At 72.2% G+C, this 22,689-nt stretch carries 28 protein-coding genes; 16 read left to right on the top strand and 12 right to left on the bottom strand.

The window, feature by feature from the left end; translation table 11 throughout:
- Positions 1-82 precede the first annotated feature (82 nt).
- The 3 genes from lipA to lexA form a co-directional block, all read right to left on the bottom strand.
- Positions 83-1,300, bottom strand: coding sequence for a lipoyl synthase (gene lipA / locus JD276_RS09730; protein ID WP_233615555.1), 1,218 nt, complete (start codon positions 1,298-1,300; stop codon positions 83-85).
- A complete protein-coding gene (gene lipB, locus JD276_RS09725; RefSeq protein ID WP_200115453.1) occupies positions 1,297-2,073 on the bottom strand; it encodes a lipoyl(octanoyl) transferase LipB in 777 nt (258 codons plus the stop codon). Before lipB ends, lipA begins: the two co-directional genes overlap by 4 nt.
- 238 nt (positions 2,074-2,311) lie before the next feature.
- On the bottom strand, positions 2,312-2,977 hold the full coding sequence (lexA, locus tag JD276_RS09720) for a transcriptional repressor LexA (protein WP_200115452.1): 666 nt from the start codon (positions 2,975-2,977) through the stop codon (positions 2,312-2,314).
- 332 nt (positions 2,978-3,309) lie between these two features.
- Here lexA and JD276_RS09715 point away from each other — a divergent pair, with 332 nt between their 5' ends.
- Positions 3,310-3,720 carry a LysM peptidoglycan-binding domain-containing protein gene (locus JD276_RS09715; protein ID WP_200115451.1) on the top strand — a complete coding sequence of 137 codons (411 nt, stop codon included), beginning with the start codon at positions 3,310-3,312 and terminating at the stop codon, positions 3,718-3,720.
- 48 nt (positions 3,721-3,768) lie between these two features.
- On the opposite strand, the gene JD276_RS09710 is transcribed toward JD276_RS09715, so the two are convergent.
- Positions 3,769-4,044 (bottom strand): hypothetical protein, encoded by a 276-nt coding sequence (locus tag JD276_RS09710; protein ID WP_200115450.1) that lies wholly within the window; start codon positions 4,042-4,044, stop codon positions 3,769-3,771.
- A gap of 53 nt (positions 4,045-4,097) precedes the next feature.
- Between JD276_RS09710 and JD276_RS09705 the strand changes: the two genes are divergently transcribed.
- From JD276_RS09705 to JD276_RS09660, 10 genes are all read left to right on the top strand, one after another.
- Positions 4,098-4,544: a MarR family winged helix-turn-helix transcriptional regulator gene (locus JD276_RS09705; protein WP_200115449.1), complete on the top strand. Its 447-nt coding sequence runs from the start codon at positions 4,098-4,100 to the stop codon at positions 4,542-4,544.
- A 24-nt stretch (positions 4,545-4,568) separates the two neighbouring features.
- The gene (locus JD276_RS09700) at positions 4,569-5,657 is read left to right on the top strand and encodes a histidinol-phosphate transaminase (protein WP_200115448.1); all 1,089 of its coding nucleotides are present in this window, start codon (positions 4,569-4,571) and stop codon (positions 5,655-5,657) included.
- A 73-nt stretch (positions 5,658-5,730) separates the two neighbouring features.
- On the top strand, positions 5,731-6,600 hold the full coding sequence (locus JD276_RS09695) for a DsbA family protein (RefSeq protein WP_233615554.1): 870 nt from the start codon (positions 5,731-5,733) through the stop codon (positions 6,598-6,600).
- 6 nt (positions 6,601-6,606) lie between these two features.
- Positions 6,607-7,422, top strand: a complete 816-nt coding sequence (locus JD276_RS09690; protein ID WP_200115447.1) for a cytochrome c biogenesis CcdA family protein — start codon at positions 6,607-6,609, stop codon at positions 7,420-7,422.
- Positions 7,423-7,432: 10 nt separating this feature from the next.
- Positions 7,433-8,041, top strand: coding sequence for an imidazoleglycerol-phosphate dehydratase HisB (gene hisB, locus JD276_RS09685; RefSeq protein WP_200115446.1), 609 nt, complete (start codon positions 7,433-7,435; stop codon positions 8,039-8,041).
- Positions 8,038-8,685, top strand: coding sequence for an imidazole glycerol phosphate synthase subunit HisH (hisH, locus tag JD276_RS09680; RefSeq protein WP_200115445.1), 648 nt, complete (start codon positions 8,038-8,040; stop codon positions 8,683-8,685). Before hisB ends, hisH begins: the two co-directional genes overlap by 4 nt.
- A gap of 68 nt (positions 8,686-8,753) precedes the next feature.
- The gene (gene priA / locus JD276_RS09675) at positions 8,754-9,506 is read left to right on the top strand and encodes a bifunctional 1-(5-phosphoribosyl)-5-((5-phosphoribosylamino)methylideneamino)imidazole-4-carboxamide isomerase/phosphoribosylanthranilate isomerase PriA (RefSeq protein ID WP_200115444.1); all 753 of its coding nucleotides are present in this window, start codon (positions 8,754-8,756) and stop codon (positions 9,504-9,506) included.
- Positions 9,507-9,544: 38 nt separating this feature from the next.
- On the top strand, positions 9,545-10,441 hold the full coding sequence (locus JD276_RS09670; protein WP_200115443.1) for an SseB family protein: 897 nt from the start codon (positions 9,545-9,547) through the stop codon (positions 10,439-10,441).
- Between the two features lie 76 nt (positions 10,442-10,517).
- Positions 10,518-12,101, top strand: a complete 1,584-nt coding sequence (locus JD276_RS09665) for a sodium-dependent transporter (protein WP_200115442.1) — start codon at positions 10,518-10,520, stop codon at positions 12,099-12,101.
- Entirely contained in the window at positions 12,098-12,271 is a 174-nt protein-coding gene (locus JD276_RS09660) for a methionine/alanine import family NSS transporter small subunit (protein WP_200115441.1), read from the top strand. The genes JD276_RS09665 and JD276_RS09660 overlap by 4 nt, the downstream gene beginning before the upstream one ends.
- A 28-nt stretch (positions 12,272-12,299) precedes the next feature.
- Here the strand turns inward: JD276_RS09660 and JD276_RS09655 are convergent, their stop codons facing one another.
- On the bottom strand, positions 12,300-12,626 hold the full coding sequence (locus tag JD276_RS09655; protein WP_200115440.1) for a branched-chain amino acid transporter permease: 327 nt from the start codon (positions 12,624-12,626) through the stop codon (positions 12,300-12,302).
- Entirely contained in the window at positions 12,619-13,359 is a 741-nt protein-coding gene (locus JD276_RS09650) for an AzlC family ABC transporter permease (protein ID WP_307866521.1), read from the bottom strand. Before JD276_RS09650 ends, JD276_RS09655 begins: the two co-directional genes overlap by 8 nt.
- 110 nt (positions 13,360-13,469) lie before the next feature.
- On the opposite strand from JD276_RS09650, the gene JD276_RS09645 reads away from it, so the two are divergent.
- Positions 13,470-14,531, top strand: coding sequence for an aldo/keto reductase (locus tag JD276_RS09645; RefSeq protein ID WP_200115439.1), 1,062 nt, complete (start codon positions 13,470-13,472; stop codon positions 14,529-14,531).
- Here JD276_RS09645 and JD276_RS09640 read toward each other — a convergent pair.
- A complete protein-coding gene (locus tag JD276_RS09640; RefSeq protein ID WP_200115438.1) occupies positions 14,524-14,901 on the bottom strand; it encodes a DUF1844 domain-containing protein in 378 nt (125 codons plus the stop codon). The two genes, JD276_RS09645 and JD276_RS09640, sit on opposite strands and share 8 nt — an antisense overlap.
- A gap of 244 nt (positions 14,902-15,145) precedes the next feature.
- On the opposite strand from JD276_RS09640, the gene infC reads away from it, so the two are divergent.
- The 4 genes from infC (at position 15,146) to JD276_RS09620 (ending at position 17,512) form a co-directional block, all read left to right on the top strand.
- Positions 15,146-15,754, top strand: coding sequence for a translation initiation factor IF-3 (gene infC / locus JD276_RS09635; protein ID WP_200115515.1), 609 nt, complete (start codon positions 15,146-15,148; stop codon positions 15,752-15,754).
- A gap of 70 nt (positions 15,755-15,824) precedes the next feature.
- On the top strand, positions 15,825-16,019 hold the full coding sequence (rpmI, locus tag JD276_RS09630; RefSeq protein WP_010156662.1) for a 50S ribosomal protein L35: 195 nt from the start codon (positions 15,825-15,827) through the stop codon (positions 16,017-16,019).
- Positions 16,020-16,060: 41 nt separating this feature from the next.
- Positions 16,061-16,444 (top strand): 50S ribosomal protein L20, encoded by a 384-nt coding sequence (gene rplT / locus JD276_RS09625; protein WP_200115437.1) that lies wholly within the window; start codon positions 16,061-16,063, stop codon positions 16,442-16,444.
- A gap of 252 nt (positions 16,445-16,696) precedes the next feature.
- A complete protein-coding gene (locus tag JD276_RS09620) occupies positions 16,697-17,512 on the top strand; it encodes a TrmH family RNA methyltransferase (protein ID WP_200115436.1) in 816 nt (271 codons plus the stop codon).
- A gap of 6 nt (positions 17,513-17,518) precedes the next feature.
- Here JD276_RS09620 and JD276_RS09615 read toward each other — a convergent pair whose 3' ends face one another.
- Genes JD276_RS09615 through JD276_RS09595 form a run of 5 tightly spaced genes read right to left on the bottom strand, consistent with a single transcriptional unit; the run spans position 17,519 to position 22,657 of the window.
- The gene (locus tag JD276_RS09615; protein ID WP_200115435.1) at positions 17,519-18,316 is read right to left on the bottom strand and encodes an ABC transporter ATP-binding protein; all 798 of its coding nucleotides are present in this window, start codon (positions 18,314-18,316) and stop codon (positions 17,519-17,521) included.
- Positions 18,313-19,239 carry an ABC transporter permease gene (locus JD276_RS09610; RefSeq protein WP_200115434.1) on the bottom strand — a complete coding sequence of 309 codons (927 nt, stop codon included), beginning with the start codon at positions 19,237-19,239 and terminating at the stop codon, positions 18,313-18,315. The genes JD276_RS09615 and JD276_RS09610 overlap by 4 nt, the downstream gene beginning before the upstream one ends.
- A complete protein-coding gene (locus JD276_RS09605; protein ID WP_200115433.1) occupies positions 19,214-20,245 on the bottom strand; it encodes an ABC transporter substrate-binding protein in 1,032 nt (343 codons plus the stop codon). The genes JD276_RS09610 and JD276_RS09605 overlap by 26 nt, the downstream gene beginning before the upstream one ends.
- A 13-nt stretch (positions 20,246-20,258) precedes the next feature.
- Entirely contained in the window at positions 20,259-21,164 is a 906-nt protein-coding gene (locus JD276_RS09600) for an alpha/beta hydrolase (RefSeq protein WP_200115432.1), read from the bottom strand.
- Entirely contained in the window at positions 21,161-22,657 is a 1,497-nt protein-coding gene (locus tag JD276_RS09595) for an NtaA/DmoA family FMN-dependent monooxygenase (protein ID WP_200115431.1), read from the bottom strand. The genes JD276_RS09600 and JD276_RS09595 overlap by 4 nt, the downstream gene beginning before the upstream one ends.
- Positions 22,658-22,689: the final 32 nt, after the last annotated feature.

Raw genomic sequence — 22,689 nt, 5'->3', positions numbered from 1 at the left:
GAACGGGTGCGGTGCGGGTGGGACGGGGGCGGGACGGGGCGGTGAGGGACGGCGGGATGCGAGCCGCGAGGCCGGACGCCGGTCACACCGCCTGCAGGAACGCGTCGTCGGCCGTCGCTCGCTCGGCGAGGTGCCGAAGGTGCTCGGGCACGGTCCGCCCCTTCGCCGCCATGGTCTGCGCCCACAGCCGGCCGGCTCGGTACGAGGAGCGCACGAGCGGCCCGGCGAGCACACCGGCGAATCCGATCTCGTCGGCCGCGGCCTTGAGCTCGACGAACTCCTCGGGCCGCACCCAGCGGTCGACGGGGTGGTGCAGCTTCGATGGGCGCAGGTATTGCGTCAGTGTCAGGATGTCGCAGCCGGCGTCGTTGAGCTCCCGCATCGCGGCGTGCACCTCGGCGACCGTCTCGCCCATGCCGAGGATCAGGTTCGACTTCGTGATCATGCCGGCGACGCGCGCCTGCGCGATGACGTCGAGAGAGCGCTCGTATCGGAAGCCCGGCCGGATGCGCCGGAAGATGCGCGGCACCGTCTCGAGATTGTGCGCGAACACCTCGGGCCCCGCCTCGAACACCTGCGCCAGATCCTCGGGCCGGCCTCCCAGGTCGTCGGCCAGCACCTCGACGCCGGATCCCGGGTTCAGCCCGTGGATCTGCCGGATCGTCTCGGCGTAGAGCCACGCGCCCGTGTCGGGGAGGTCGTCGCGAGTCACCCCCGTGATGGTCGCGTAGCGGAGGTCCATCGTCCGCACCGACTCGGCGACGCGGCGCGGCTCGTCGAGGTCGAGCGGCAGCGGCCTGCCCGACGTGATCTGACAGAAGTCGCAGCGCCGCGTGCAGATCGAGCCGCCGATGAGGAAGGTCGCCTCCCGATCCTCCCAGCACTCGTAGATGTTGGGGCAGCCCGCCTCCTGGCACACGGTGTGCAGGCCCTCGCGCTGCACGAGGGATCGGACGTCGGTGTACTCGGGTCCGGTGCGAGCCCGGGTCTTGATCCACTCCGGCTTCCGCTCGATCGGGGTCTGCGCGTTGCGCGCCTCGACGCGCAGCAGCGGGCGGCCGTCGGGCTGCGGCCGCTGCGCGGCGTCGGGCCCGGCGCGATGCGCGGATCGGCCGGCCTCGATCGGCTCCTCCGGTGTCGCCTCCTCGGGAGTCTGCTCTGCCTGGGACTGTGCCGCGTGTGCCCGCTCGCCCGCGGCCCGCTCGCCCGCGGCTTGCTCCTTGGCGGCTCGCTCCTTGGCGGCTCGCCCCTTGGCGGCGAGCACCTCGGACAGCGGCTTTCCGATGTTGACTGCGCTCATGCCGCGACCTCCTCGATCTTCGCCGAGAGTCGCGGAACGAGGTGCGGGATGACGTCGGCGGGGGCGATCGTCGCTCCCGCGAGGCTGCTGAGCGAGGCGACCCCGGCGTCCGTGATCCCGCACGGCACGAAGGATGCGAAAGGCTCGAGGGCGTTGCTGCAGTTCAGCGCGAAGCCGTGAGTGATGAGGCCCTCGCGCGCATGCAGGCCGATCTGGGCGAACTTGACGGGCACGCCCGAGGCCGCAACCGTGCTCGCACCCGGGATCGCAGCCGCGCCCGCGGCCGCAACCGTGCTCGCGGTCGCGGTCGTGCTCCCTGAGCGGGGCGCCTCGGCCCAGACGCCGGAGCGCCCGGGGATCCGCATGCCCCTCACGCCGAAGTCGGCGGCGACCTCGATGAGCACCTCCTCGAGGTCGCGCACGAAATCGACCACCCCGTGGCCTTCGCGCAGCCGGACCACGGGGTAGCCGACGAGCTGACCCGGGCCGTGCCAGGTCACCTTGCCGCCGCGATCGACCGGGATGACCGGGCTGCCGTCGTCCGGGTACTCCTCGGGCAGCGACCTGCGGCCCGCCGTGTAGACGGCCTCGTGCTCCAGCAGCAGCACGGTGCCGCGATCCTCGCCGCGCTCGACGCGTTCGGCGGCCTCGCGCTGGAGGGCGAGGCCGCGTGCGTAGGGTACGAGCCCGGGGACGAGGCCGACGTCGACCGGCGGGGGTCCGGTCTCCGCGGCGCGGCCGGTCGGGGGAGCGAGGAGCGGTGTCTGCGGCATGGCGTCCACAATAGATGAACTCAGTTCAAAAAATCGAATGCGGGAGTGCCGAAGGTCGCAGGGGCGCCCGCGACGGGCGCCGGGCGCCGCGACGGATGCCGAGCGGTCGCCGCGACGGGCGCCGAGCGGGCGCTTCTGCACCGGTCCCGGGGCATCGGGCGCGGAGGGGCGCTCTCGGCGGGCAGGCCGGGGAAGGCCGGATGATCCTGCGCTGCGGAGGGCGTGTCTACGCGAGGGGCTACACCGAGCGGAAGACGGCGACCACCTTGCCGAGCACCTCGGCGTGGTCGCCCAGGATCGGCTCGAATGCGCTGTTGCGGGGGAGCAGCCAGGTGTGCCCGTCGCGCTGACGGAAGACCTTGACGGTCGCCTCCTCGTCGAGCATCGCGGCCACGATGTCGCCGTTCTCGGCGTTCTGCTGCTGGCGCACCACCACGAAGTCGCCGTCGCAGATCGCGGCGTCGATCATCGAGTCGCCCACGACCTTGAGCATGAAGAGCTGGCCGTCTCCGACGAGCTGGCGGGGCAGCGGCACGAGATCCTCGACGTGCTGATCGGCCGTGATCGGAGCGCCGGCGGCGATGCGGCCGACGAGGGGCACGAGGGTCGCCTCTGCGGCCTCCTGGGACGGCGCCTCGCTCATGGCCGATCTGGTCTCGGCGAGTTCGATGAGGATCTCGAGCGCCCGGGGGCGATTCGGATCGCGCCGGATGTACCCCGCGGCCTCGAGTCGGCTCAGCTGGTGCGTGACGCTCGAGAGGGAGGAGAGCCCGACCGCGTCGCCGATCTCGCGCATGCTCGGCGGATAGCCGCGACCCTCCACCGACCGTGCGATGAACTCGAGGATCGCCCGTTGCTTCTCCGTGAGCGGCTTCGGCGCCGACGGGGTGGCTGCCTGGGTCATCGCGGCTCCTTCGGGTGGTCGGGTCTCGGTGTGCGACGCGGTATCGGAGCGCCGTGCGGTCGAGCCGAGGCGGCTCGCCCGGCAGGTCGCGTCACCCGGGTCGGGATCGGCGGAAAACCGCCGATGTCAGTGGTCCGTGGTTCGGTGTTCCTTGTCCGGAACCCTAGCGGCTCGCCGCGGCGCTCGGCAAACGTTTGTTCGAGTGTCGCGCGAAAATTCTCGCTCAGAGTTTCGAATTCCACCTTGCAAATCCACAGAATCGAATATAGATTCGAAACAGATGTTCGAACCGGCTCGCCCGGTGCGCATATCGCAGACGAAGGGAAGCGAACATGAGTGCAACGCTGGTCATCCAGGCCGAGGCCCCGCGTGCGGCGGCAGCACCCTCGCCCGTGCGGCTGAGGCTCACGCGTCGCGGCCGCGTCGTGTTCGGTGCGATCGGCACCCTCCTCGTCGCCGGAGCGCTCGCGATGCTCGCCGCCATCGGCGCCCCGGGGGCGCAGGCCTCCGCGGAGAACGGCGGACGGGAGTTCGGGTACGTCGTCGTCGCGCCGGGGGAGTCGCTGTGGTCGGTGGCATCGGAGCTCGATTCCACCACGGACCCGCGCGACCTCATCTCCGAGATCGTGCGTCTCAACCAGCTCGAGGGCTCGGCCGTGCAGGCGGGCCAGCCGATCGCCGTGCCGCTCCGGTACGCGGACGAGCCCGGGGTTGCGACCGCCGCGGAGGTCGGGCTCGACTGAGGCGGCCGCGGCAGCGGGTTCGGCCCGCTGGCCTCGGGCGAAACGTCTTCAGTCGTCCTCGCCGGCCTGGGGTTTCGGCGCCGGGCACTTCATGTGGGTCGGCTTGCCCGGGCCGCCACGATCGATCCGATGCTCCTTCATCGGTGCACCGCAGACCGGGCAGGTCGGGTTCTCCGGGGGCACGTACGGGGGCTCGTTCGGGTCGCCCAGCTGGGCCGTCCCCTCGAACTGGTAGAAGAACCGCTGCACGGCGGCGTAGGCCCCCGGCACATCGTCGTAGGGAGTCGCGTGCCAGAGTCTCCGCTTCGGTGTTCGTTTGCCCACGAACAAAATGCTAGCAGAAGTCGTTCGCGGACGAACGAGGTAGGATCGGGCGCATGCAGGAACTCCCCGACGACGCCCTCGAGCTCGACCGGCAGGTGTGCTTCGCGCTCGCGGTGGCCAGCAGGAGCGTCATCGGCATCTACCGCCCCATCCTGGAGCCGCTCGGGCTCACGCACCCGCAGTACCTCGTCATGCTCGCGCTCTGGGGCGGCGCACCGCTGCGCTTCGGGGAGCTCGCCGAGATGCTGCGTCTCGACCCCGCGACGCTCTCGCCGATCGTCAAGCGACTGGAGCAGTCGGGGCTCATCGAGCGGGCGCCCGTCGAGGGCGACGACCGCACCTTCTGCCTCGTGACCACGGAGGCGGGGCGGGCCCTGCGGGAGCAGGCCCTCTCGGTGCCTCCGGCGGTGATCGAACGGCTCGGGCTGCCGGTGGAGCGCCTGCTCGCCCTGCGCGACGAGCTCGCGGCCGTGATCGCGGCCGTCGAACGCTCGGAGTGAGCCCCGCCCGGTAAACTCGATGGGGTGACCGATCTCAGCGAACTCCCGCTCCGCGACAACCTCGTCGGTAAGCGACCGTACGGCGCCCCCCAGGATCCCGTGCCGGTCAGCCTGAACGTCAACGAGAACACCCACCCCATCCCCGACGGGGTGGCCGCCGACATCGTCGCCGAGCTCGAGCGCGCGGTGCGCGGCGTCAACCGCTACCCGGATCGGGAGTTCCTCGCACTGCGCGAGGCGCTCGCGGGGTATCTGGGGCACGGGCTCGCAGCCGACCAGCTGTGGGCTGCGAACGGCTCGAACGAGGTGCTGCAGCAGATCCTGCAGGCCTTCGGCGGGCCCGGGCGCACCCTGCTGAGCTTCACCCCCACCTACTCCATGTACCCGCTGCTGGCCTCCGGCACCGACACCGGATGGACGCCGGTGGAACGGCCCGAGGGCTACGCCCTCACGTCGGAGTTCGTCGCCGCGGCGCTTCGCGAGCACCGCCCCGACATCGCCATCCTCTGCGGACCCAACAACCCGACGGGCACGCCCCTCGATCGAGAGGTCGTCGTCGCGGCCTACGACGCCTTCGACGGCATGCTCATCGTCGACGAGGCCTACCACGAGTTCGACGCCGAGCGCGAGAGCGCCGTGTCGCTGCTGCCCGGCCGGCCCCGGCTGCTCGTCTCCCGCACCATGAGCAAGGCCTTCGCGTTCGCCGGCGTGCGGCTCGGCTACCTCGCCGCCGACCCCGCGGTGATCGACGCACTGCGCCTCGTCCGCCTGCCGTATCACCTCTCCGCCCTCACGCAGGCCGCGGCGACGGCGGCGATCCGGCACTCCGCCGAGATGCTCGCGACCGTCGCCGACATCCGCGATCAGCGGGATCGCCTCGCCGACGCGCTCGAGGGGCTGGGCTACCGCGTCCACCCCTCGGGCGCCAACTTCCTCCTCGTCGGGGGCTTCGCCGATCCCACGGCGACCTTCGAGGCGCTCCGCGCGCAGGGCATCCTGATCCGCGACCTCGGCATCGAGGGGCACCTGCGCCTCACCGCGGGCACCGAGGAGGAGACGACGACCCTCATCGAGGCGATCGCCGCGCTCGGTCCGGGCGGCGCCCGCGGCTGATCCGGACGCCGGCCGCGCCGGAGTTGTTCCACGCCTGACGCGCAAGTCGGGGAGGTCCGTTAGGCTGTGAGCGATGTCTGACGAACACGAGAGCGGCGCGCGGGAGCGCTCCGGCGGAGTCGCTGCCCGGACGAGGACCCGGGGCCCCGTCGAGACGATGGACCGCACGACCCTCGAGCGCAGGTACCGGCTGCTGCGCAACTACTGCGTGGTGCTCGGCGCGCTCGTGATCGTGCTCGCGGTCGTCATCGGCATGCAGATGACCGCCCTCGACGCGGCGCGCTCGGGCGGTGGCGCGGACGCAGGGTCGTCGGCGGGCGAGGGGCGGGCGACGGCCGAGGGGCGGGACGGCGCCGCCGAGGCGTGCCCGGTGGAGGCGCGGCGCGAGGCCGACGACCCGATGGCGCTCGGCGATGCGGACGCCCCCGTCGTGCTGGCGGAGTGGACCGACTTCCGCTGCCCCTACTGCGGCGTGTTCTCGCGCGACACGCTGCCGGTGCTGATCGAGGAGTACGTGGACACCGGCAAGGTGCGCATCGAAGTGCACGACGCGGACTTCATCGAGGGCGAGGTGTCGGCCCGCGTCGCCGTCGCCGCGCGCGCCGCGGGGGAGCAGGGGCGCTACTTCGAGTACCTCTTCGCGGTCTACGACGACATGACCGACGACCGCCCCGAGATCACCGACGAGCGGTTGCTCGAGTACGCGCGCCAGGCGGCCGTCCCCGACCTGCCCCGCTTCTCGGAGGATCTGGGCAGCGAGGAACTGCGCGAGGCGGTCCGCGCGAGCAGCGATGAGGCGCGACGGCTCGGTGTGAGCTCGGTGCCGTTCTTCGCGGACACCGGGACGTGCGGCGCCCTGCAGGGCGCGCAGCCGGTCGGGGAGTTCCGCAGCTTCCTCGACGGCGCCGTGGAGCAGGCCGAGCAGCGCGAAGGCGAGCAGTAGGCTGCCGTGAGCCTGAGTCTGCTCGGGGCCTTCCTCGGCGGCGTGCTGACGCTGCTGAGCCCGTGCTCCGCGATGCTGCTGCCCGCCTTCTTCGCGTACGCGTTCAACAGCGCCGGCGCCCTCCTCGCCCGCACGGGGGTGTTCTTCCTCGGGCTCGCCACGGCCCTCGTGCCGCTCGGGCTGCTCGCGGGCAGCCTCGGCGTGTGGGTGAGCGCGCATCGGCACGCGCTCATGACCGGTGCCGCGATCCTGGTCATCGCCCTGGGGCTCGTGATGCTGCTCGGGATCCGCCTGCCGGCGCTCGCCCGGCAGCGCGGGGCGAAGAGCGCGTCGATCGCCTCGGTCTACGCGCTCGGCACGGTGTACGGGCTCGCCGGGGTGTGCGCGGGTCCGCTGCTCGGCGCGGCGCTCACGCTCGCGGCCTACGGCGGCGCGCCCCTGCTCGGAGGCCTCGTGATGCTCTCGTTCGCCGCCGGGATGGCGGTGCCGCTGCTGCTGCTGGCCCTGCTGTGGAACCGGATCCCGGCCGTGCGGCGTCTCGTGCGGCCGCGCGAGCTGGTGCTCGGGCGCTGGCGGAACGTCTGGACGAACATCGTGGCGGGCGCGGCGACGATCGGCATCGGGATCCTGCTGCTGGCGACGCGCGGCACGAGCGCGCTCGGCAGCCTCGTCGGCTACTCCGAGCAGGCGCGTCTCGAGGGCTGGGTGCAGCAGGCGTCGGCGGCGATCCCGAACTGGGTCTTCGTCGTCGCCGCGCTGTTCCTCGGCGGGCTCTGGGTGGCGACCCGGCAGGCCCAGCGGGCCGGCGGGCCGGCCGGATAGGATGGGGCCCATGACCTCAGCCCCCCGCACCGCGACGCTCGAGCGATCGACGAGCGAATCGCAGATCAGCCTGAGCCTGAACCTCGACGGCACCGGAGAGTCCGACATCGAGACGGGCGTGCCGTTCTTCGACCACATGCTGACGGCGTTCGCCCGCCACTCGCTCACCGACCTGACGGTGCGCGCCGAGGGCGACATCCACATCGACGTCCACCACACGGTCGAGGACACGGGCATCCTGCTCGGCCAGGCGCTGCTCGAGGCGCTCGGCGACAAGCGGGGCATCTCCCGCTACGGCGACGCGCTCGTGCCGCTCGACGAGGCGCTCGCGCAGGCCGTCGTCGACATCTCGGGGCGGCCCTACCTGGTGCACTCCGGGGAGCCTTCCGGCTACGAGTTCCACCTCATCGGCGGCCACTTCACGGGGTCGATGGTGCGGCACTTCTTCGAGGCGCTCACGTTGAACGCGCGCCTCACGGTGCACCTGCGCCTCATCGAGGGGCGGGATCCGCACCACATCGCCGAGGCCGAGTTCAAGGCCTTCGCGCGGGCGTTCCGCCGCGCCAAGGAGCCCGACGCGCGGGTGACCGGCATCCCGTCGACCAAGGGCGCGCTGTGACCCGAGCGGGCGAGGCCCCTCGCGTCGCGGTGCTCGACTACGGGTCCGGCAACGTGCACTCCGCCGTCAAGGCGCTCGCCCGCGCGGGCGCCGACGTCGAGCTGACCCGCGACGCCGACGCCGTGATGGCCGCCGACGGACTGCTCGTGCCGGGCGTCGGGGCCTTCGACGCGGTGGTGCGGCAGCTGCGCGCCGTGCGCGGCGACGAGCTGATCGACCGTCGGCTCGCGGGCGGCAGGCCCGTGCTGGGCATCTGCGTCGGCCTCCAGGTGATGTTCGAGGGCGGCGTCGAGCGCGGCGTCGAGACCTCGGGGCTCGGCCAGTGGCCCGGGATCGTGCGCCGACTGGACGCGCCCGTGCTGCCCCACATGGGCTGGAACACGGTGGAGGCCCCCGCCGACTCGGCGCTGTTCGCCGGCATCCCCGACGAGCGCTTCTACTTCGTGCACAGCTACGCGGCGACCGAGTGGACGCTGGAGGGGCGCAGCGAGGCGACGGCGCCCAGGGTCACCTGGGCCGAGCACGGCGAGCGCTTCGTCGCCGCCGTCGAGAACGGGCCGCTCTCCGCCACCCAGTTCCACCCCGAGAAGTCCGGCGAGGCCGGCATCCGGCTGCTGCGCAACTGGATCGACACGCTGCGCTGACCGCGCGGGCCGCGGGCCCGCGCGCCGCACACCCTGGAACGACACACCGAGATAGCGAGAAGTAACGAATGATCGAGCTGAACGAGCGGCCCAAGCTGGAGCTGCTGCCGGCGATTGACGTCGTCGACGGGAAGGCCGTGCGCCTCCTCAAGGGCGAGGCCGGCACCGAGACGAGCTACGGCACCCCGGTGAACGCCGCGCTCTCCTGGGTCGAGCAGGGCGCGGAGTGGATCCACCTCGTCGACCTCGACGCGGCCTTCGGGCGCGGCAGCAACATCGGCGTGATCCGCAAGGTGCTCAAGCACGCGAAGAACGTGAAGGTCGAGCTGTCGGGCGGGATCCGCGACGACGCGAGCCTGGAGGCGGCGCTCGAGTTCGGGGCGACGCGCGTCAACCTCGGCACCGCGGCGCTCGAGAACCCGGAGTGGACCCGCGCGGTGATCGCCCGCTACGGCGAGCGGATCGCCGTCGGCCTCGACGTGCGCGGCGAGACCCTCGCGGCGCGCGGGTGGACCGAGGATCGGGGCAACCTCTGGGAGGTTCTCGAGCGCCTCGAGGACGCCGGATGCCCCCGCTACGTCGTGACCGACGTGACCAAGGACGGCACGCTGCAGGGGCCCAACATCGAGCTGCTGAAGCAGGTGGCCGCGCGCACCGATCGACCCGTCGTCGCCTCGGGCGGCATCTCGACGCTCGACGATCTCGCGGCGCTGCGGGAGATCGTGCCCCTCGGCATCGAGGGCGCGATCGTGGGCAAGGCGCTCTACTCGGGTGCCTTCACGCTGGCGGCCGCGCTCGACGTCGCCGGGAGGGGCGAGTAGGCGCGGTTCCGAGAGGGCCGGACGAGAAGGAGGGCACGGTGGCGATCAGGAAGCTCCCGTCGAGCGGCGACGCGCCGCGCAGCACCGGCGTCCCCGAGAGCCTCGTCGCCGGAGGGGCCGCGGACTCCGCGGGCTTCCCGTGGGCCGGACGCACCTTCGACCATCACGGCACCGAGTTCGCCGACGACGACGGATCGACCCCGGAGGAGCTGCGCGCCGCCGTGCAGGGCGTGCGCGACGCCGCTGCAGCCGTGCGGGGGTCGGATCCGGGTGCGGATCCGTCGGCGGCCCTCGCCGCGCTGGCGCAGGGGCACGCTGACGCGGTCGCCGCCCTGTCGCGGTGCCGCCTGCTGATCCCGCTCGTCGCGGAGGCCGGGGATCTCGGGCGCACCCCTGAGGGGCGCACGGTGGAGAAGACGCAGGAGCTCTCGATCGTGACGGTCGCGGCGCCCGACGGCCGCCGCGTGATGCCGGTGTTCAGCTCGACCGACGCCATGCGGCGGTGGAACCCCGGAGCCCGGCCGATCCCCGTTCCCGGACCGCAGGCGGCCCTCGCCGCGGCGCAGGAGGGGACGGACCTCGTGATCGTCGATCCCGGCTCGCCGGAGTGCGAGTACGGCGTGCGCCGGCCGGCCCTGCGCGCCGTCGCGACGGGGGAGCGGAGCCTGCCGTCGTGGGCCGACGCCGACGTGCGCGCGGCCTTCAGCGCATCCGTCGCCGACGATCCGCGGGTCAGGGACGCGGTGCTCGTGCCGGGAGACCCGGAGGGCCGGCTGCTCGCCCCCGAGACGGACGCCGTGCTGCTGATCGAGCCGGGTCTCGGGCGCGACGAGCTCGCCGAGGTGGTCGAGCGGGCGCAGCGGCGGTGGGCCGGCGACGCGGTGGTCGCCGAGCGCGTGGACTCGCTGCGCGTGGTGATCCGGCCGGCGGCCTGACCGCATTCGCGACGCCTCTCCGCGGTATGGTGCTACGCTCGCGTGGAAGACGGACGGCGAACAGGAGCGACACACCGTGACGCAGAGCACCTCGGCCCCGGCGGCACCGCAGCGCGAGCAGTGGTCCGGGCAGATCGGATTCATCTTCGCGGCCATCGGATCGGCGGTGGGTCTCGGCAACATCTGGCGCTTCCCCGGCGTGGCGTTCGAGAACGGCGGCGGCGCCTTCCTCATCCCGTACTTCGTGGCGCTGCTCACAGCGGGCATCCCGATCCTGCTCTTCGACTACGCCCTCGGCCACCGATTCCGCGGCTCGGCCCCGCTCGCGTTCCGCCGCACGGCAGGGAGGGCCGGCGAGGCCGTCGGGTGGTTCCAGGTGATGATCAACGTCTTCATCGCGACGTTCTACACCGTGGTCGTCGCGTGGGCCGCGAGCTACTTCGTCTTCTCGTTCGATCTGAAGTGGGGAGACGACGCCACCGGCTACTTCGTCGGCGAGTACCTGCGCGTGGCGGAGGCCCCCTTCACGCTCGACTTCGTCCCGGCGGTGCTGATCCCCGTCGTCATCGCCTGGGTCGTCGTGCTGCTGATCCAGAGCACCGGAGTCGCCAAGGGCATCGAGAAGGCGAACGTCATCTTCCTGCCGCTGCTCGTCGTGAGCTTCCTGGCGCTCGTGATCGGCGCCCTGACGCTCCCCGGCGCCGTCGAGGGGCTGAACGCCTTCTTCACCCCCGACTTCGCGGCGCTCGCCGACCCGCAGGTGTGGATCGCCGCCTACGGTCAGATCTTCTTCTCGCTCTCGGTCGCCTTCGGCATCATGCTGACCTACTCCTCGTACCGCAAGCGCCGCTCCAACCTCTCCGGCCCCGGCCTGGTCGTCGCCTTCGCGAACTCCTCCTTCGAGCTGCTCGCGGGCGTCGGCGTCTTCGCGACGCTGGGGTTCTTCGCCTTCCAGCAGGGCATCCCCGTCAGCGAGGTCTCGGGCACGGGCGTGGGGCTCGCGTTCATGACCTTCCCGGCCATCGTCGCCGAGATGCCGATGAGCCAGCTGTTCGGCATCCTCTTCTTCGGATCGATCGTCATGGCGGGGCTCACCTCGCTGATCTCCGTGCTCGAGGTGGTCTTCTCCGCGGTCATGGACAAGTTCGGCCTCTCGCGCAAGCAGGCCGTGTGGGGCGTCGGCGGAGTCCTCGCGCTCGTCTCGATCCTGCTGTACACGACGACCTCCGGCCTGACGGCGCTCGACACGATCGACAACTGGGCGAACAACATCGGAATCGTCGCCTCGGCCGTGGCCGCGTCGGTCGTGGTGATGTGGATCTACAAGCGCGGCCCCGAGCTCGCCTTCCACGTCTCGCAGGTCTCGACCTTCAAGGTGGGGCGCATCTGGCGCCTGCTTGTCTCGGTGCTCGGGCCGGTCGTGATCGGCTTCATGCTGATCCAGGTCGTGATCGGGCTCGTCTCCGAGGGGTACGGCGGCTACCCGGCCTGGTACACGACGCTGTTCGGCTGGGGCGCGGTGGCGGTGATGCTGGTCGCGGCGGGCGTCTTCACGGCCCTCCCCTGGAAGCGGGACCCGGGAGGGTTCACGCCCTACCCCGCGTACCCTCCGGCACCCGCGACCGCCGCCGCGGAGAAGAACGAAGGGAGCGGCCGATGACCCCCGTCGCCGTCGTGTTCATGATCCTGTCCTTCGTGCTGCTGTGGGGCGGGCTCATCGCGAGCTCGATCTTCCTCGCGCGCCGCCCGGAGGTCCCGGTGTACCCGCCGGGAGGCGACGATCCCGAGGGTGAAGAGGTGTACGACCTCCCGCCGATGCGGGACACCTGATCGACCGCGGCGTCGCTCGGCGAGCCGGCTAGACGAGGTTGAGCAGCAGCACGTAGCAGGTCGTGCCCGCCGCGATGCTCAGCAGGGCCCGTCGCCTCGAGAGCAGATGGACCGCGACCGTGACGCCCACCGCGACGAGGACGGCCCACGCGCGACCGGGGTGGGCGGCGAGCTGGTCGCGCAGCACCACGACGGCGAGGATCAGCAGGATCCCGGCCGGCATCCAGCGCCCGAGCGCCTGCACGAGCCGGGACTTCCGCAGCGGCTTCAGCACCGCGAACGGGAGTGCGCGCAGCCCGAGCGTGACGAGCCCGGCGATCGCGACGCCGGCGACGAGGTACCAGGTCTCAGGCACGGTCGCCTCCTCGGCTCCTCCTGCGGCCCAGCGCGTACCGCAGCGTCAGCAGCAGCGCGAACACGACGAGCGCGACGAGCAGCGCCGAGCCCGGAGCGGCGACGAGCGCGGCGGCGACGCTGAGCCCGGCGAGCAGCACCGACGGGATCTCGCGCCTCGACCGGGCGGCGTCGAGGGTCATCACGACGAACAGGGCGCACAGGGCGAACTCGAACCCCTCGATCGGCTGAGGAAGCGCCGAGGCGAATGCGACCCCGACCAGCCCGCCGCCCACCCAGTAGGCCTGCGAGGCGAGCTGCATCGCGACGATGCGCGCCGATTGGAGCCGCTCCCTCGGGGCGAGCGCGTAGGTGGCGTAGGCCTCGTCGATCATGGCGTACACCGAGTACGCCCGCGGGAGCCCCGGGCGCACCCGATCGATCGGGAACGAGAGGGCGTAGAACACGTGCCGGAAGTTCACCGCGAGCACGGTGACGGCGACCGTGAGCAGCGGCGTGGCCGCCGCGAGCATGCTCACGAGCAGCAGCTCGACCGATCCCGCGAACACGCCGACGGACAGCGCGGGGGCGAGCCACCAGGGCAGGCCGGCCTGCACCACCAGCACACCCAGGGCGATCCCGAGCGGGAAGATGCCGAGGCCGACGCCGAGGGAGTCGGCGAGACCGGCCAGGATGCTCGCCCGCCGGGTCGTCGCGGCGTCGCCGCGGGCGGCGGGATCGGGGAGGGAGCGCACACGACCATGATGCCCGAGCCTCGCTGCGAGGATCCGGATCGCGCTCCCGCACCTCCCGCTCGCGCTCCCGCACCTCCCCGCTCGCGGCGGAGCGGGGCTAGGCTGAGGGGATGAGCTACGTCTCTTCCGCTGAACGATACGAAGATCCCTCGATCCGCCGCTCGGGCCGCAGCGGCCTGCAACTGCCCCCGCTGTCCCTGGGGCTCTGGCAGAACTTCGGCCATGACCGCCCGTTCGCGGCTCAGCGCGAGATGGTGCTCGGCGCCTTCGACCGCGGCGTGTTCCACTTCGACCTCGCGAACAACTACGGCCCGCCGCCAGGTTCGGCCGAGAGCGGCTTCGGCAGGCTCCTGCGCACCGACCTCGCCCCCTATCGCGACGAGCTGGTCATCTCGACGAAGGCCGGATGGAACATGCACCCCGGCCCCTACGGGTCGGGCGGCAGCCGCAAGTACCTGCTCTCCAGCCTCGATCGCTCGCTCGAGCGCCTCGGCATCGACGCGGTCGACGTCTTCTACTCCCACCGCCCCGACCCCGGCACCCCGCTCGAGGAGACGGCCGCCGCTCTCGACCACGTCGTGCGCTCGGGGCGCGCCCACTACGTCGGGGTCTCCTCGTACTCCGCCGACGCGAGCCGCGACATGGCCCGCCTGCTGCGCGATCTGGGCACGCCGCTCGCGATCCATCAGCCCTCCTACTCGATGCTCAACCGCTGGATCGAGGAGGACGGCCTGCTCGACGTCGCGGAGGATGAGGGCTTCGGGATCATCGGCTTCAGCCCCCTGGCGCAGGGGCTCCTGACCGACAAGTACCTGCGCGGGATTCCCGAGGGCGCGAGAGGCGCGCAGCCCGGATCCTTCACGGGCGACGCGCTCACCGACGACCTCCGCGACCGGCTGAGCGCGCTGGCCGCGCTCGCGGAGCGCCGCGGTCAGAGCCTCGCGCAGCTCGCCATCGCCTGGGCGCTGCGCGACGCCCGGGTGACGAGCCTCGTGGCCGGCGCGAGCCGGCTCTCGCAGCTCGAGGAGAACCTCGGCGCGCTCGCGGGGCCGGAGCTCGACGAGGCGGAGATCGCCGAGATCGACGGCCTCGCCGTGGACGCGGGCATCGACCTCTGGCGGAGCGCCCGCCTCGGCGGGGCCCTGCCGCCGCTCTCCGCGAAGACTAGTTGACCGGGCCCGTGTACTTCTCGCCGGGGCCCTGCCCCGGGGCATCGGGGATCGCGGAGGCCTCGCGGAACGCGAGCTGGACCGAGCGGAGGCCGTCGCGCAGGCTGCGCGCGTGCATGTCGCTGATCTCCGGCGCGCCCGCCGTGATGAGCCCGGCCAGGGCGTTGATGAGCTTGCGCGCCTCGTCGAGATCGGTCTGGTGCTCCGGATCGTCGGCGAGGCCGACCTTCACCGCGGCCGCGCTCAGCAGGTGCACGGCGGCCGTCGTGATGACCTCCACCGCAGCGACGTCGGCGATGTCGCGAGCGGCCTGCGCGGCGTCGGCTCCGTGGCCGGCGGGCTCATCTGCTTCGGGGGAGTTCGTCTCGCTCATGCTGTCCTGACTGTCAGTGCGGTTCTTGTGCTAAACTTTGTGAGGTTCTCGGCGCTTCGTCGAGATTACGGAAGCGGAGATACTCCCACCCGGCACCAGACAAGGTTACCGGGTAGTTGGCACCCCGCCACTCGCGTGGCAGCTGAAACAGGGTGCAGGATGTGCGCGTACGCGCGATCCTCGATCTTCGTGCCCGTTGCCTCCCGAACGGGAGAGGCCAGACACGAGATCAGAGGAGCAGGCGATCAGCGATCCCCGTACGAATGACAGAATCCGCGTCCCCGAGGTGCGACTGGTTGGCCCCAGTGGCGAGCAGGTCGGTGTCGTGCCGATCGAGACCGCGTTGCGCCTGGCGGCAGACGCCGATCTCGATCTCGTCGAGGTTGCCCCGAACTCGAAGCCGCCCGTGGCCAAGATCATGGACTTCGGCAAGTTCAAGTACGAGGCCGCCCAGAAGCAGAAGGAAGCTCGTCGCAACCAGGCGAACACCGTCCTCAAGGAGGTGCGCTTCCGCCTGAAGATCGACAAGCACGACTACGAGACCAAGACCAAGCGCGCGGTCGGCTTCCTCTCGCAGGGCGACAAGGTCAAGGCCATGATCCTGTTCCGCGGTCGCGAGCAGTCGCGGCCCGAGATGGGCGTGCGCCTGCTGCAGAAGTTCGCGGAGGACATCGCGGAGTACGGCACCGTCGAGTCGAACCCCCGCATCGACGGCCGCAACATGGTGATGGTCATCGCACCGATCAAGAACAAGTCCGAGGCGAAGGCGGAGCAGAACGCCCGCCGCGCCGAGGAGAAGGCAAGCCGCAAGGCGGACAAGTCGGCCGAGGCCGGCTCCGCCGCGGGCGAGTAGACGGCGGCCGCCCCGGCCGCAGCAGACGTGGCCGTCCCGGACGGCGCGCAGGAAATCCAAGGAGAGAACGATGCCCAAGCAGAAGACCCACTCGGGGGCGAAGAAGCGCTTCAAGCTCACCGGCTCCGGCAAGCTGATGAAGCAGCAGGCCGGCATGCGCCACAACCTCGAGGTGAAGGCCTCGAAGCGCAAGCGCCGCCTGAACGCCGAGCAGGTGCTCGCCAAGGGCGACGCCAAGCAGGCCATGAAGCTGCTCGGTCACTAAGCACCCGTCTACCCCCAGACTTTTCGTAAGGAAGAACTGAAATGGCAAGAGTCAAGCGGGCCGTCAACGCCCACAAGAAGCGTCGCGTCATCCTCGAGCGCGCCGAGGGATACCGCGGGCAGCGTTCGCGCCTGTACCGCAAGGCCAAAGAGCAGGTCATCCACTCGCTCGTCTACTCGTACAACGATCGCCGCAAGAAGAAGGGCGACTTCCGCCGCCTGTGGATCCAGCGCATCAACGCCGGAGCCCGCGCCAACGGCCTGACCTACAACCGCTTCATCCAGGGTCTCGGCCTGGCAGGTGTCGAGGTCGACCGTCGGATGCTCTCGGAGCTCGCGACCAACGAGCCCGCCGCCTTCGCCGCCCTCGTCGAGGTCGCGAAGAACGCTCTGCCGGAGGACACCTCGGCCCCGAAGGCCGCGTAAGCCCGGTCTTTCCGCCTCGCGGAGAACCCCGCACCCCTCCGGGTGCGGGGTTCTCCGCGTTTCCGGGGCTCTTCGTCGCGGGCCCCTCTGCGGCGCTCGGGCGTGGCCGACCGTTGCATCGGAGATGCCGCATCTGTCGGATCCGGACCGCGGTGTCGCTCCGACAATCCGATGATCTCCGACGTCAGCGTGCGCGCCCGTCGCGGCGCCCTGCGGGCTGACGCCTGCGTCGCCGGGGGCTAGGCTGGCGTGGTGAACGATTCGATCCTGAGCAACCCGAAGGCGCCGCGCGTCAAGCGGGTCGCCGCGCTCGCTCGCAAGCGCGAGCGCCAGAGCGCCGGGCGCTTCCTCGTCGAGGGTCCCCAGGCCGTGCGGGAGGTGCTCGCGCACCACCCCGAGATCGTGGACGCGGTGTACGCGACGATCGACAACGCCCCGTGGCAGCTCGAGCTGGACCGCCTGGCCGATGCCGCCGAGGTGCCGGTCGAGCGGGTGACGGACGCCGTGCTGTCGGCGATGGCGGAGACCGTGAACCCGCAGGGGGTCCTCGCCGTCGCCCGGACGAACGCGGTGCCCCTCGCCGAAGCGCTGGTCGGCGCGCGGCTGGTGGCGATCCTGCACGAGGTGCGGGATCCCGGCAACGCCGGCACGGTGCTCCGCGCGGCCGACGCCGCCGGCGCCGACGCGGTCGTGTTCTCGGGGGAGTCGATCGACCCGTTCCACCCCAAGGTGGTGCGCTCCACCACGGGGTCGCTCTTCCACCTCCCGGTCGCCGTCACGGACTCCCTCGAGAGTGCTGCAGCCGGGGCGAGAGCGGCCGGGCTGACCGTGCTCGCGGCGGACGTGCGGGGGACGGAGCTGCTGGAGGCCCGGGCCGAGGGGGCGCTCGCGGGCCCCGCCGCATGGGTGTTCGGCAACGAGGCCCGCGGGCTCGACGAGGGCGCGCGGGCGCTCGCCGACCGCTCCCTGAAGCTGCCGATCTACGGGGCGGCCGAGTCCCTGAACCTCGCCGCCGCCGCGAGCGTGCTGCTCTACGAGACGGCGTTCGCGCAGCGCGCCGGGGACTGAGGCCGCTCAGCGCACGTGCAGCTCCTCGATGAGGCGGTGTCGAAGCGCGGCGAGGCCCTCCTCCCCGATATCGCGCGGCCGGGGCGACTCGACGACGTGCTCGTAGGCGAAACCGCCGTCGTTGAGCACGATGATGCGGTCGGCGAGCCCGATGGCCTCGTCGATGTCGTGCGTGACGAGCACCGCGGCCGGCCGGTGGCGGTCGACGAGCTCGGCGACGAGGGTCTGCATGCCGATGCGCTTCAGCGCGTCGAGCGCGGCGAAGGGCTCGTCGAGCAGCAGCAGCTGGGGGCGGCGCACGAGCGCGCGGGCCAGCGCCACGCGCTGGGCCTCGCCGCCGGAGAGGGTCGACGGCCAGCTCCGCTCGCGCCCCGCCAGCCCGACCTCGGCGAGCGCGGCGAGCGCCGAGGCTCGGGTCTCCGCGCTCCTCGGCAGCCCGATGGCGACGTTCGCGAGCACGCGCTTCGACGGCACGAGCCGCGGCTCCTGGTAGGCGAAGGTCGTGCGCTGCGGCACGAGCACCCGCCCGGAGTCGGGCCGCTGCAGCCCGGCGAGCACCCGGAGCAGCGAGGTCTTGCCGGTGCCGCTGGGCCCGAGCAGCGCGACGAACTCGCCGCGTCCGACCTCGAGGTCGACGCCGCCGAGCACGACCTTGCCGTCGAACGAGAGGCGGACGTCCGAGGCGCTCACGCGCAGTTCGCCCCGCCCCGACGCGTCGGTCCGCCCCGCCGTCTCGATGATCCCCTCGGGCACTGAGATCGGCCCGGGCGCCTCGGGGATCTCGGCCCGCACGCCGGCGCTCATCGCAGCACCGCCCCGCGCTGCCAGGGCAGGAGCGTGCGCTCGAGCAGGCGCACGAACGCGTCGAAGAGCAGGCCGAGCGCGGCGTAGACCACGACGCACAGGAACAGGTAGTCGACGCGGTTGTACTGCTGCGCGAGCGACACGAGGTAGCCGAGTCCGACCCTCGTGCCGACGTTCTCGGCCGCGATGAGCGCGCCGATGCTGATGCTCAGGCTGATCCGCAGCGCCATGAGGATGCCCGGCAGCGAGAGCGGCAGCACGACCTCGCGGATCAGCCGGCTCCCGGCGAGCCCGTACCCCCGCGCGGCCTCGACCAGCTTCCGGTCGATGCCCCGGACGGCGAGGTAGACGTAGGCGTACATCGGCGCGATCGTCGCGAAGGCGATGACGAGCACCTTGAAGGTCTCGTCGATGCCGAACCACGCGATGAAGAGCGGGACGACCGCGAGGAAGGGGATCGCCCGGACGATCTGGAGCGAGCCGTCCACGAGATCCTCGCCCGCCTTCGAGAGCCCCGAGAGGAGCCCGAGCGCCAGCCCGAGCCCGGCCCCGAGCAGCACGCCGGCGATCACCCGCAGCAGCGAGGCGCCGAGCGAGGTGGCGAGCTGACCGCTGGCGATGAGGTCCCAACCGGCGAGGAGCACGTCGGGGATCGTCGGCAGCACGGCGACCGGCACGAGCCCGAGCCCCGAGACGGCCCACCAGGCCAGCAGGATCGCCGCCGGGATGGCGGCGCGGCGCAGCGCCACCGCGCCGGGACGCGTCGTGCGCCTCGGCGGATAGGCGGGTTCCCGCAGCGCGGTGTCGCCGCCGAGCGCGCGGGCGTCCGTCGCAGCCGGGCGGTCGTCCGGTGCGCCCGCGCGGGCGCCGGAGGTCTCCGCGGGGGTCCGCTCGACGTCAACCGAGATCTGCGACGAGGTCATCCGCGGTCACCCCCTCCGGGATCACGCCGTTCGCGGCGAACACGTCGATGATCGACTGCAGCCGCTCGCGGTCCTGCTCGTCCGGCACGCGCAGGGTCGCGGGGTTCGCCCCGTTGACCCGGACCTGCCAGTCGAGGGCGTCGCCCTCCAGTGCTCGCGGGCCGCTCGAGTCGAAGACGTTGACGTAGTCCTCGGGATGCTCTGAGCGAGCGGCGACGACGGGGCCGGCGGCCTCGACGACGGCCTGGGCGATGTCCGGGCGATCCGCGAGCAGGTCGGCGGTGAACAGGATGATCTCGCGATCCTGCGAGTCGATGTCCCGCTCGGTCGCCACGACCGTGCCCGTCTCCTGCGCCTGGCGGAAGAAGTCGCCGAAGGTGGCGACGGCGTCGACCTTGCCCGAGGTGAAGGCCGACAGGGCCTCGGCGGGCTGGAGGTACTGCAGCTCGACGTCGTCCTTCGCGAGGCCCGCCCGCTCGAGGGCCAGCAGCACGATGTACTCGCCCTTGCCCGCCGGGTTCACCGCGATCGACTTGCCCGCCAGATCGGCGACGTCGGACGCCCCGCTGGCCTCCGTCGCGACGATGCCGGAGTCGTCGCCGGCCGCCTCGGTGCCGAGGACGGCGCCGACGCGGATCGGGGCGTCCTGGGACGCCGCTCCTACGACGGGCGTGAACGCGCCCTCGCTGACCTGGATCTCGCCGGTGCTGAAGAGCGGGAGGTTCGCCGACACGGCCCCCTTCGCGGGCACCCACTCGACGGTCGTCCCGAGCGGTTCCAGGGCGTCCTCGAGCGTGCCGTCCCGCTTCGCGACGGCGAGCCAGCCGTTGTTGACCGGGTCGGTGACCTTCAGCGTGTACGCGCCGTCTCCCGTCGATCCCTCGTCGGCGCGCGCGCCCTGTTCCAGCGCGGATCCGGAGGTGCACGCCGAGAGCAGCATCGCGGGAACGGCGAGCAGCAGTGCGATGGCGCCGAGGCGCCGGGAGGTCTTCGGCCTGGGGTGCATGATGTGGGTCCTTTCAGATGGTCTGGAGCCGGGCGGAGCCGCCGGAGCGGCCGTCGGCGGCGGCGCAGGCCGCCGCGAGGTGGCCGATGGCGGCGCCGATGAGCGGAGGGGAGGAGAAGAGCGGGTCGGCGTGATCGGCGCCGGCGACCTCGAGCAGCGTCGAGTCGGCGCCGATGGAGCGGAGGGCGGCGTGCCAGGTGCGCTGGGAGTAGCGGATCTCCTCGGAGTCGTCCGTTCCGACCAGGAGGAGGAAGGGCGGGAGACGCTCGGGGGCGAGATCCGCGAGGTGGAGGCGCGGGTCGCCGTCGAGTGCCTCGCGCAGCGTCACCGAGCCGAGATCGGCGGTGCCGATGAACGGCACGAACGGGTCGCGCGGCTCGGGCGGCTCGGCGCCGCCCCGGTCCCAGAAGCCGCCGGGCCGGGGCGCGTCGGGATAGCGGTGCTTCAGGTAGCGCGAGGCGGGGTCGAGCGGTGCGTACCAGGAGACGACGGCGCCGGGGAGCGCGGCGAGCCGGCCCTCGGCGAGGCCCTTCGTCACGGCGAGCGACGCGAGGTGCCCGCCGGCGGAGGATCCCCCGATGCCCAGCACCGGTGAGCCGGCGTCGAGGCCGAGCTCGGAGGAGCGATCCCCCACGTACGCGATCAGCGCGAGGACGTCGTCGACGTTGCGGGGGTAGGGATGCTCGGTCGTGAGGGTGTAGTTCGCGTTCAGAGTGGTGATCCCGGCGCTCGCGAGCGCGGCGGGGATCCGCTCGCTCGTGGACTTGTCGCCGTATCGCCAGCCGCCGCCGTGGAGGTAGAGGAAGGCCCCCGGGAGCCGGGGCGCGGTCGGCCGGAACAGGTCGAAGCGCTGCCCGGCATGCGCCTCGTCGCCGGCGCGGTACTCGACGTCGCGGATCACCTCGAACGCGGCCGTCACGCGTTCACCCCCTGCAGCTCGGGCGCGGGGGCGGGCGGCGCGGGTGCCCCGGCCTCGGCGGATGAACCGCCGGTCGTCGCGCCGGCCTTGGCACCGCCGGTCGCCGCGACGCCGCTCGCCGAGCCGTCCGCCTCCGCACGGCGCCTGAGCACCGCCGGCCGGGGGAGCCCGAGGTGGCCGCGCAGCGTGTCGCTCGTGTACGAGCTGCGTGCGATCCCGCGCCGCTGCAGCTCGGGCACCACGAAGTCCACGAAGTCGCCGAAGGCCGAGCGCATGAACGGCGGGAACACCTTGACGCCGTCGAAGGCCCCGGAGACGTACCCCTCCTCGATCCAGTCGGCCACGTCGCCGGGGTCGCCCACCACGACCGGGAAGTTCTTCTTGTTCGCCGCGAAGCGGAAGAGGTCGTCGAAGGTGAAGTCGTAGTCGCCGGTGATCCGCGCGAAGTCGTCGAGCAGGGCCCGCGCCGTGCCGCCGGCCGGCAGCTCGTCGATGTCGAGCGCGGCGGCGACGCGGGACTGCGCGCGGACGCGATCCGCCTCGATGCCCAGGTGCCTGGCGACGAGCGCGGGGGAGAAGCGCTCGACGAGGCCCGCCTGCACCTCCTCGAAGAGCTCGCGCGCCCGGGCGCGGGTCTCGGCGACGTAGATGTTCGCGCCGACGACGAAGGCGTAGTCCTCCGGGCTCCGGCCCTGTCGCACCGCGAGCTCCCGCTGATCCTGCGCGTAGCGCCGGTTCCACTCGACCGAGGCGTAGGGGCTGAAGCGGACGTCGGCGTAGCGGGCGCCGAGCTCGAACGACTCCTGGGAGGTGCCGGCGTGCAGGATCGGCACCCGCCCCTGCGGCGAGCGGGGGGCGTTGAGCGGCCCGGCGACGCGGAAGTGCTCGCCGACGAAGTCGATGGGCTCCGCGGCCTCCGGGGCGAAGAGCCGGCCGCGCTCCTTGTCCCCGACGAACCAGTCGTCGGACCAGGAGTCCTGCAGACGGGTGAAGACCTCGAGGTACTCGTTCGCCCGCGTGTACGCGTCGGCGTGGTCGGGGCGCTCCGCGTGGCCGAAGTTGCGGTGGGCCGCTCCGCCCGGGGCGCCGGCGACGAAGTTGACGCCGAACCGGCCCCGCGAGAGATGGTCGACGTTGCTGGCCAGCTGGGCCGTGAGGTAGGGGTCGCTGTAGGTCGTGTTGACGCTGGCGACGAGGCCGATGCGGGACGTCAGGCCAGCGAGGTGGGCGGCCGCCGTGAACCCGTTCAGCTGGAAGGCGTTGCGGACCACGCCGCCCGGGTTCGCGTTCGAGCTGTCCTCGGTGTTGCCCCAGAAGAAGTAGTCGAAGACGCCGCGCTCGGCCAGGCGGGCGGTCTCGGCGAGCAGGCCGGGATCGAAGATCCCGCCGGTGTAGGAGGAGCGGGAGCGCCAACCGCTGTTGGTGGCGCCGGTGGGCCAGTAGCTGACGGCGAGGATCAGGTGGTCGCGTTCGGGACGGGGTGCGTGTGACATGGTGCTGTCTCCTGTGGAGTCGGAATCGTCGG

Source organism: Leucobacter chromiisoli, from assembly GCF_016522505.1.
GTDB lineage: Bacteria > Actinomycetota > Actinomycetes > Actinomycetales > Microbacteriaceae > Leucobacter > Leucobacter chromiisoli.
The sequence above is the reverse complement of the archived record's forward strand: the minus strand, read 5'-3'. Positions and strand labels throughout refer to the sequence as shown.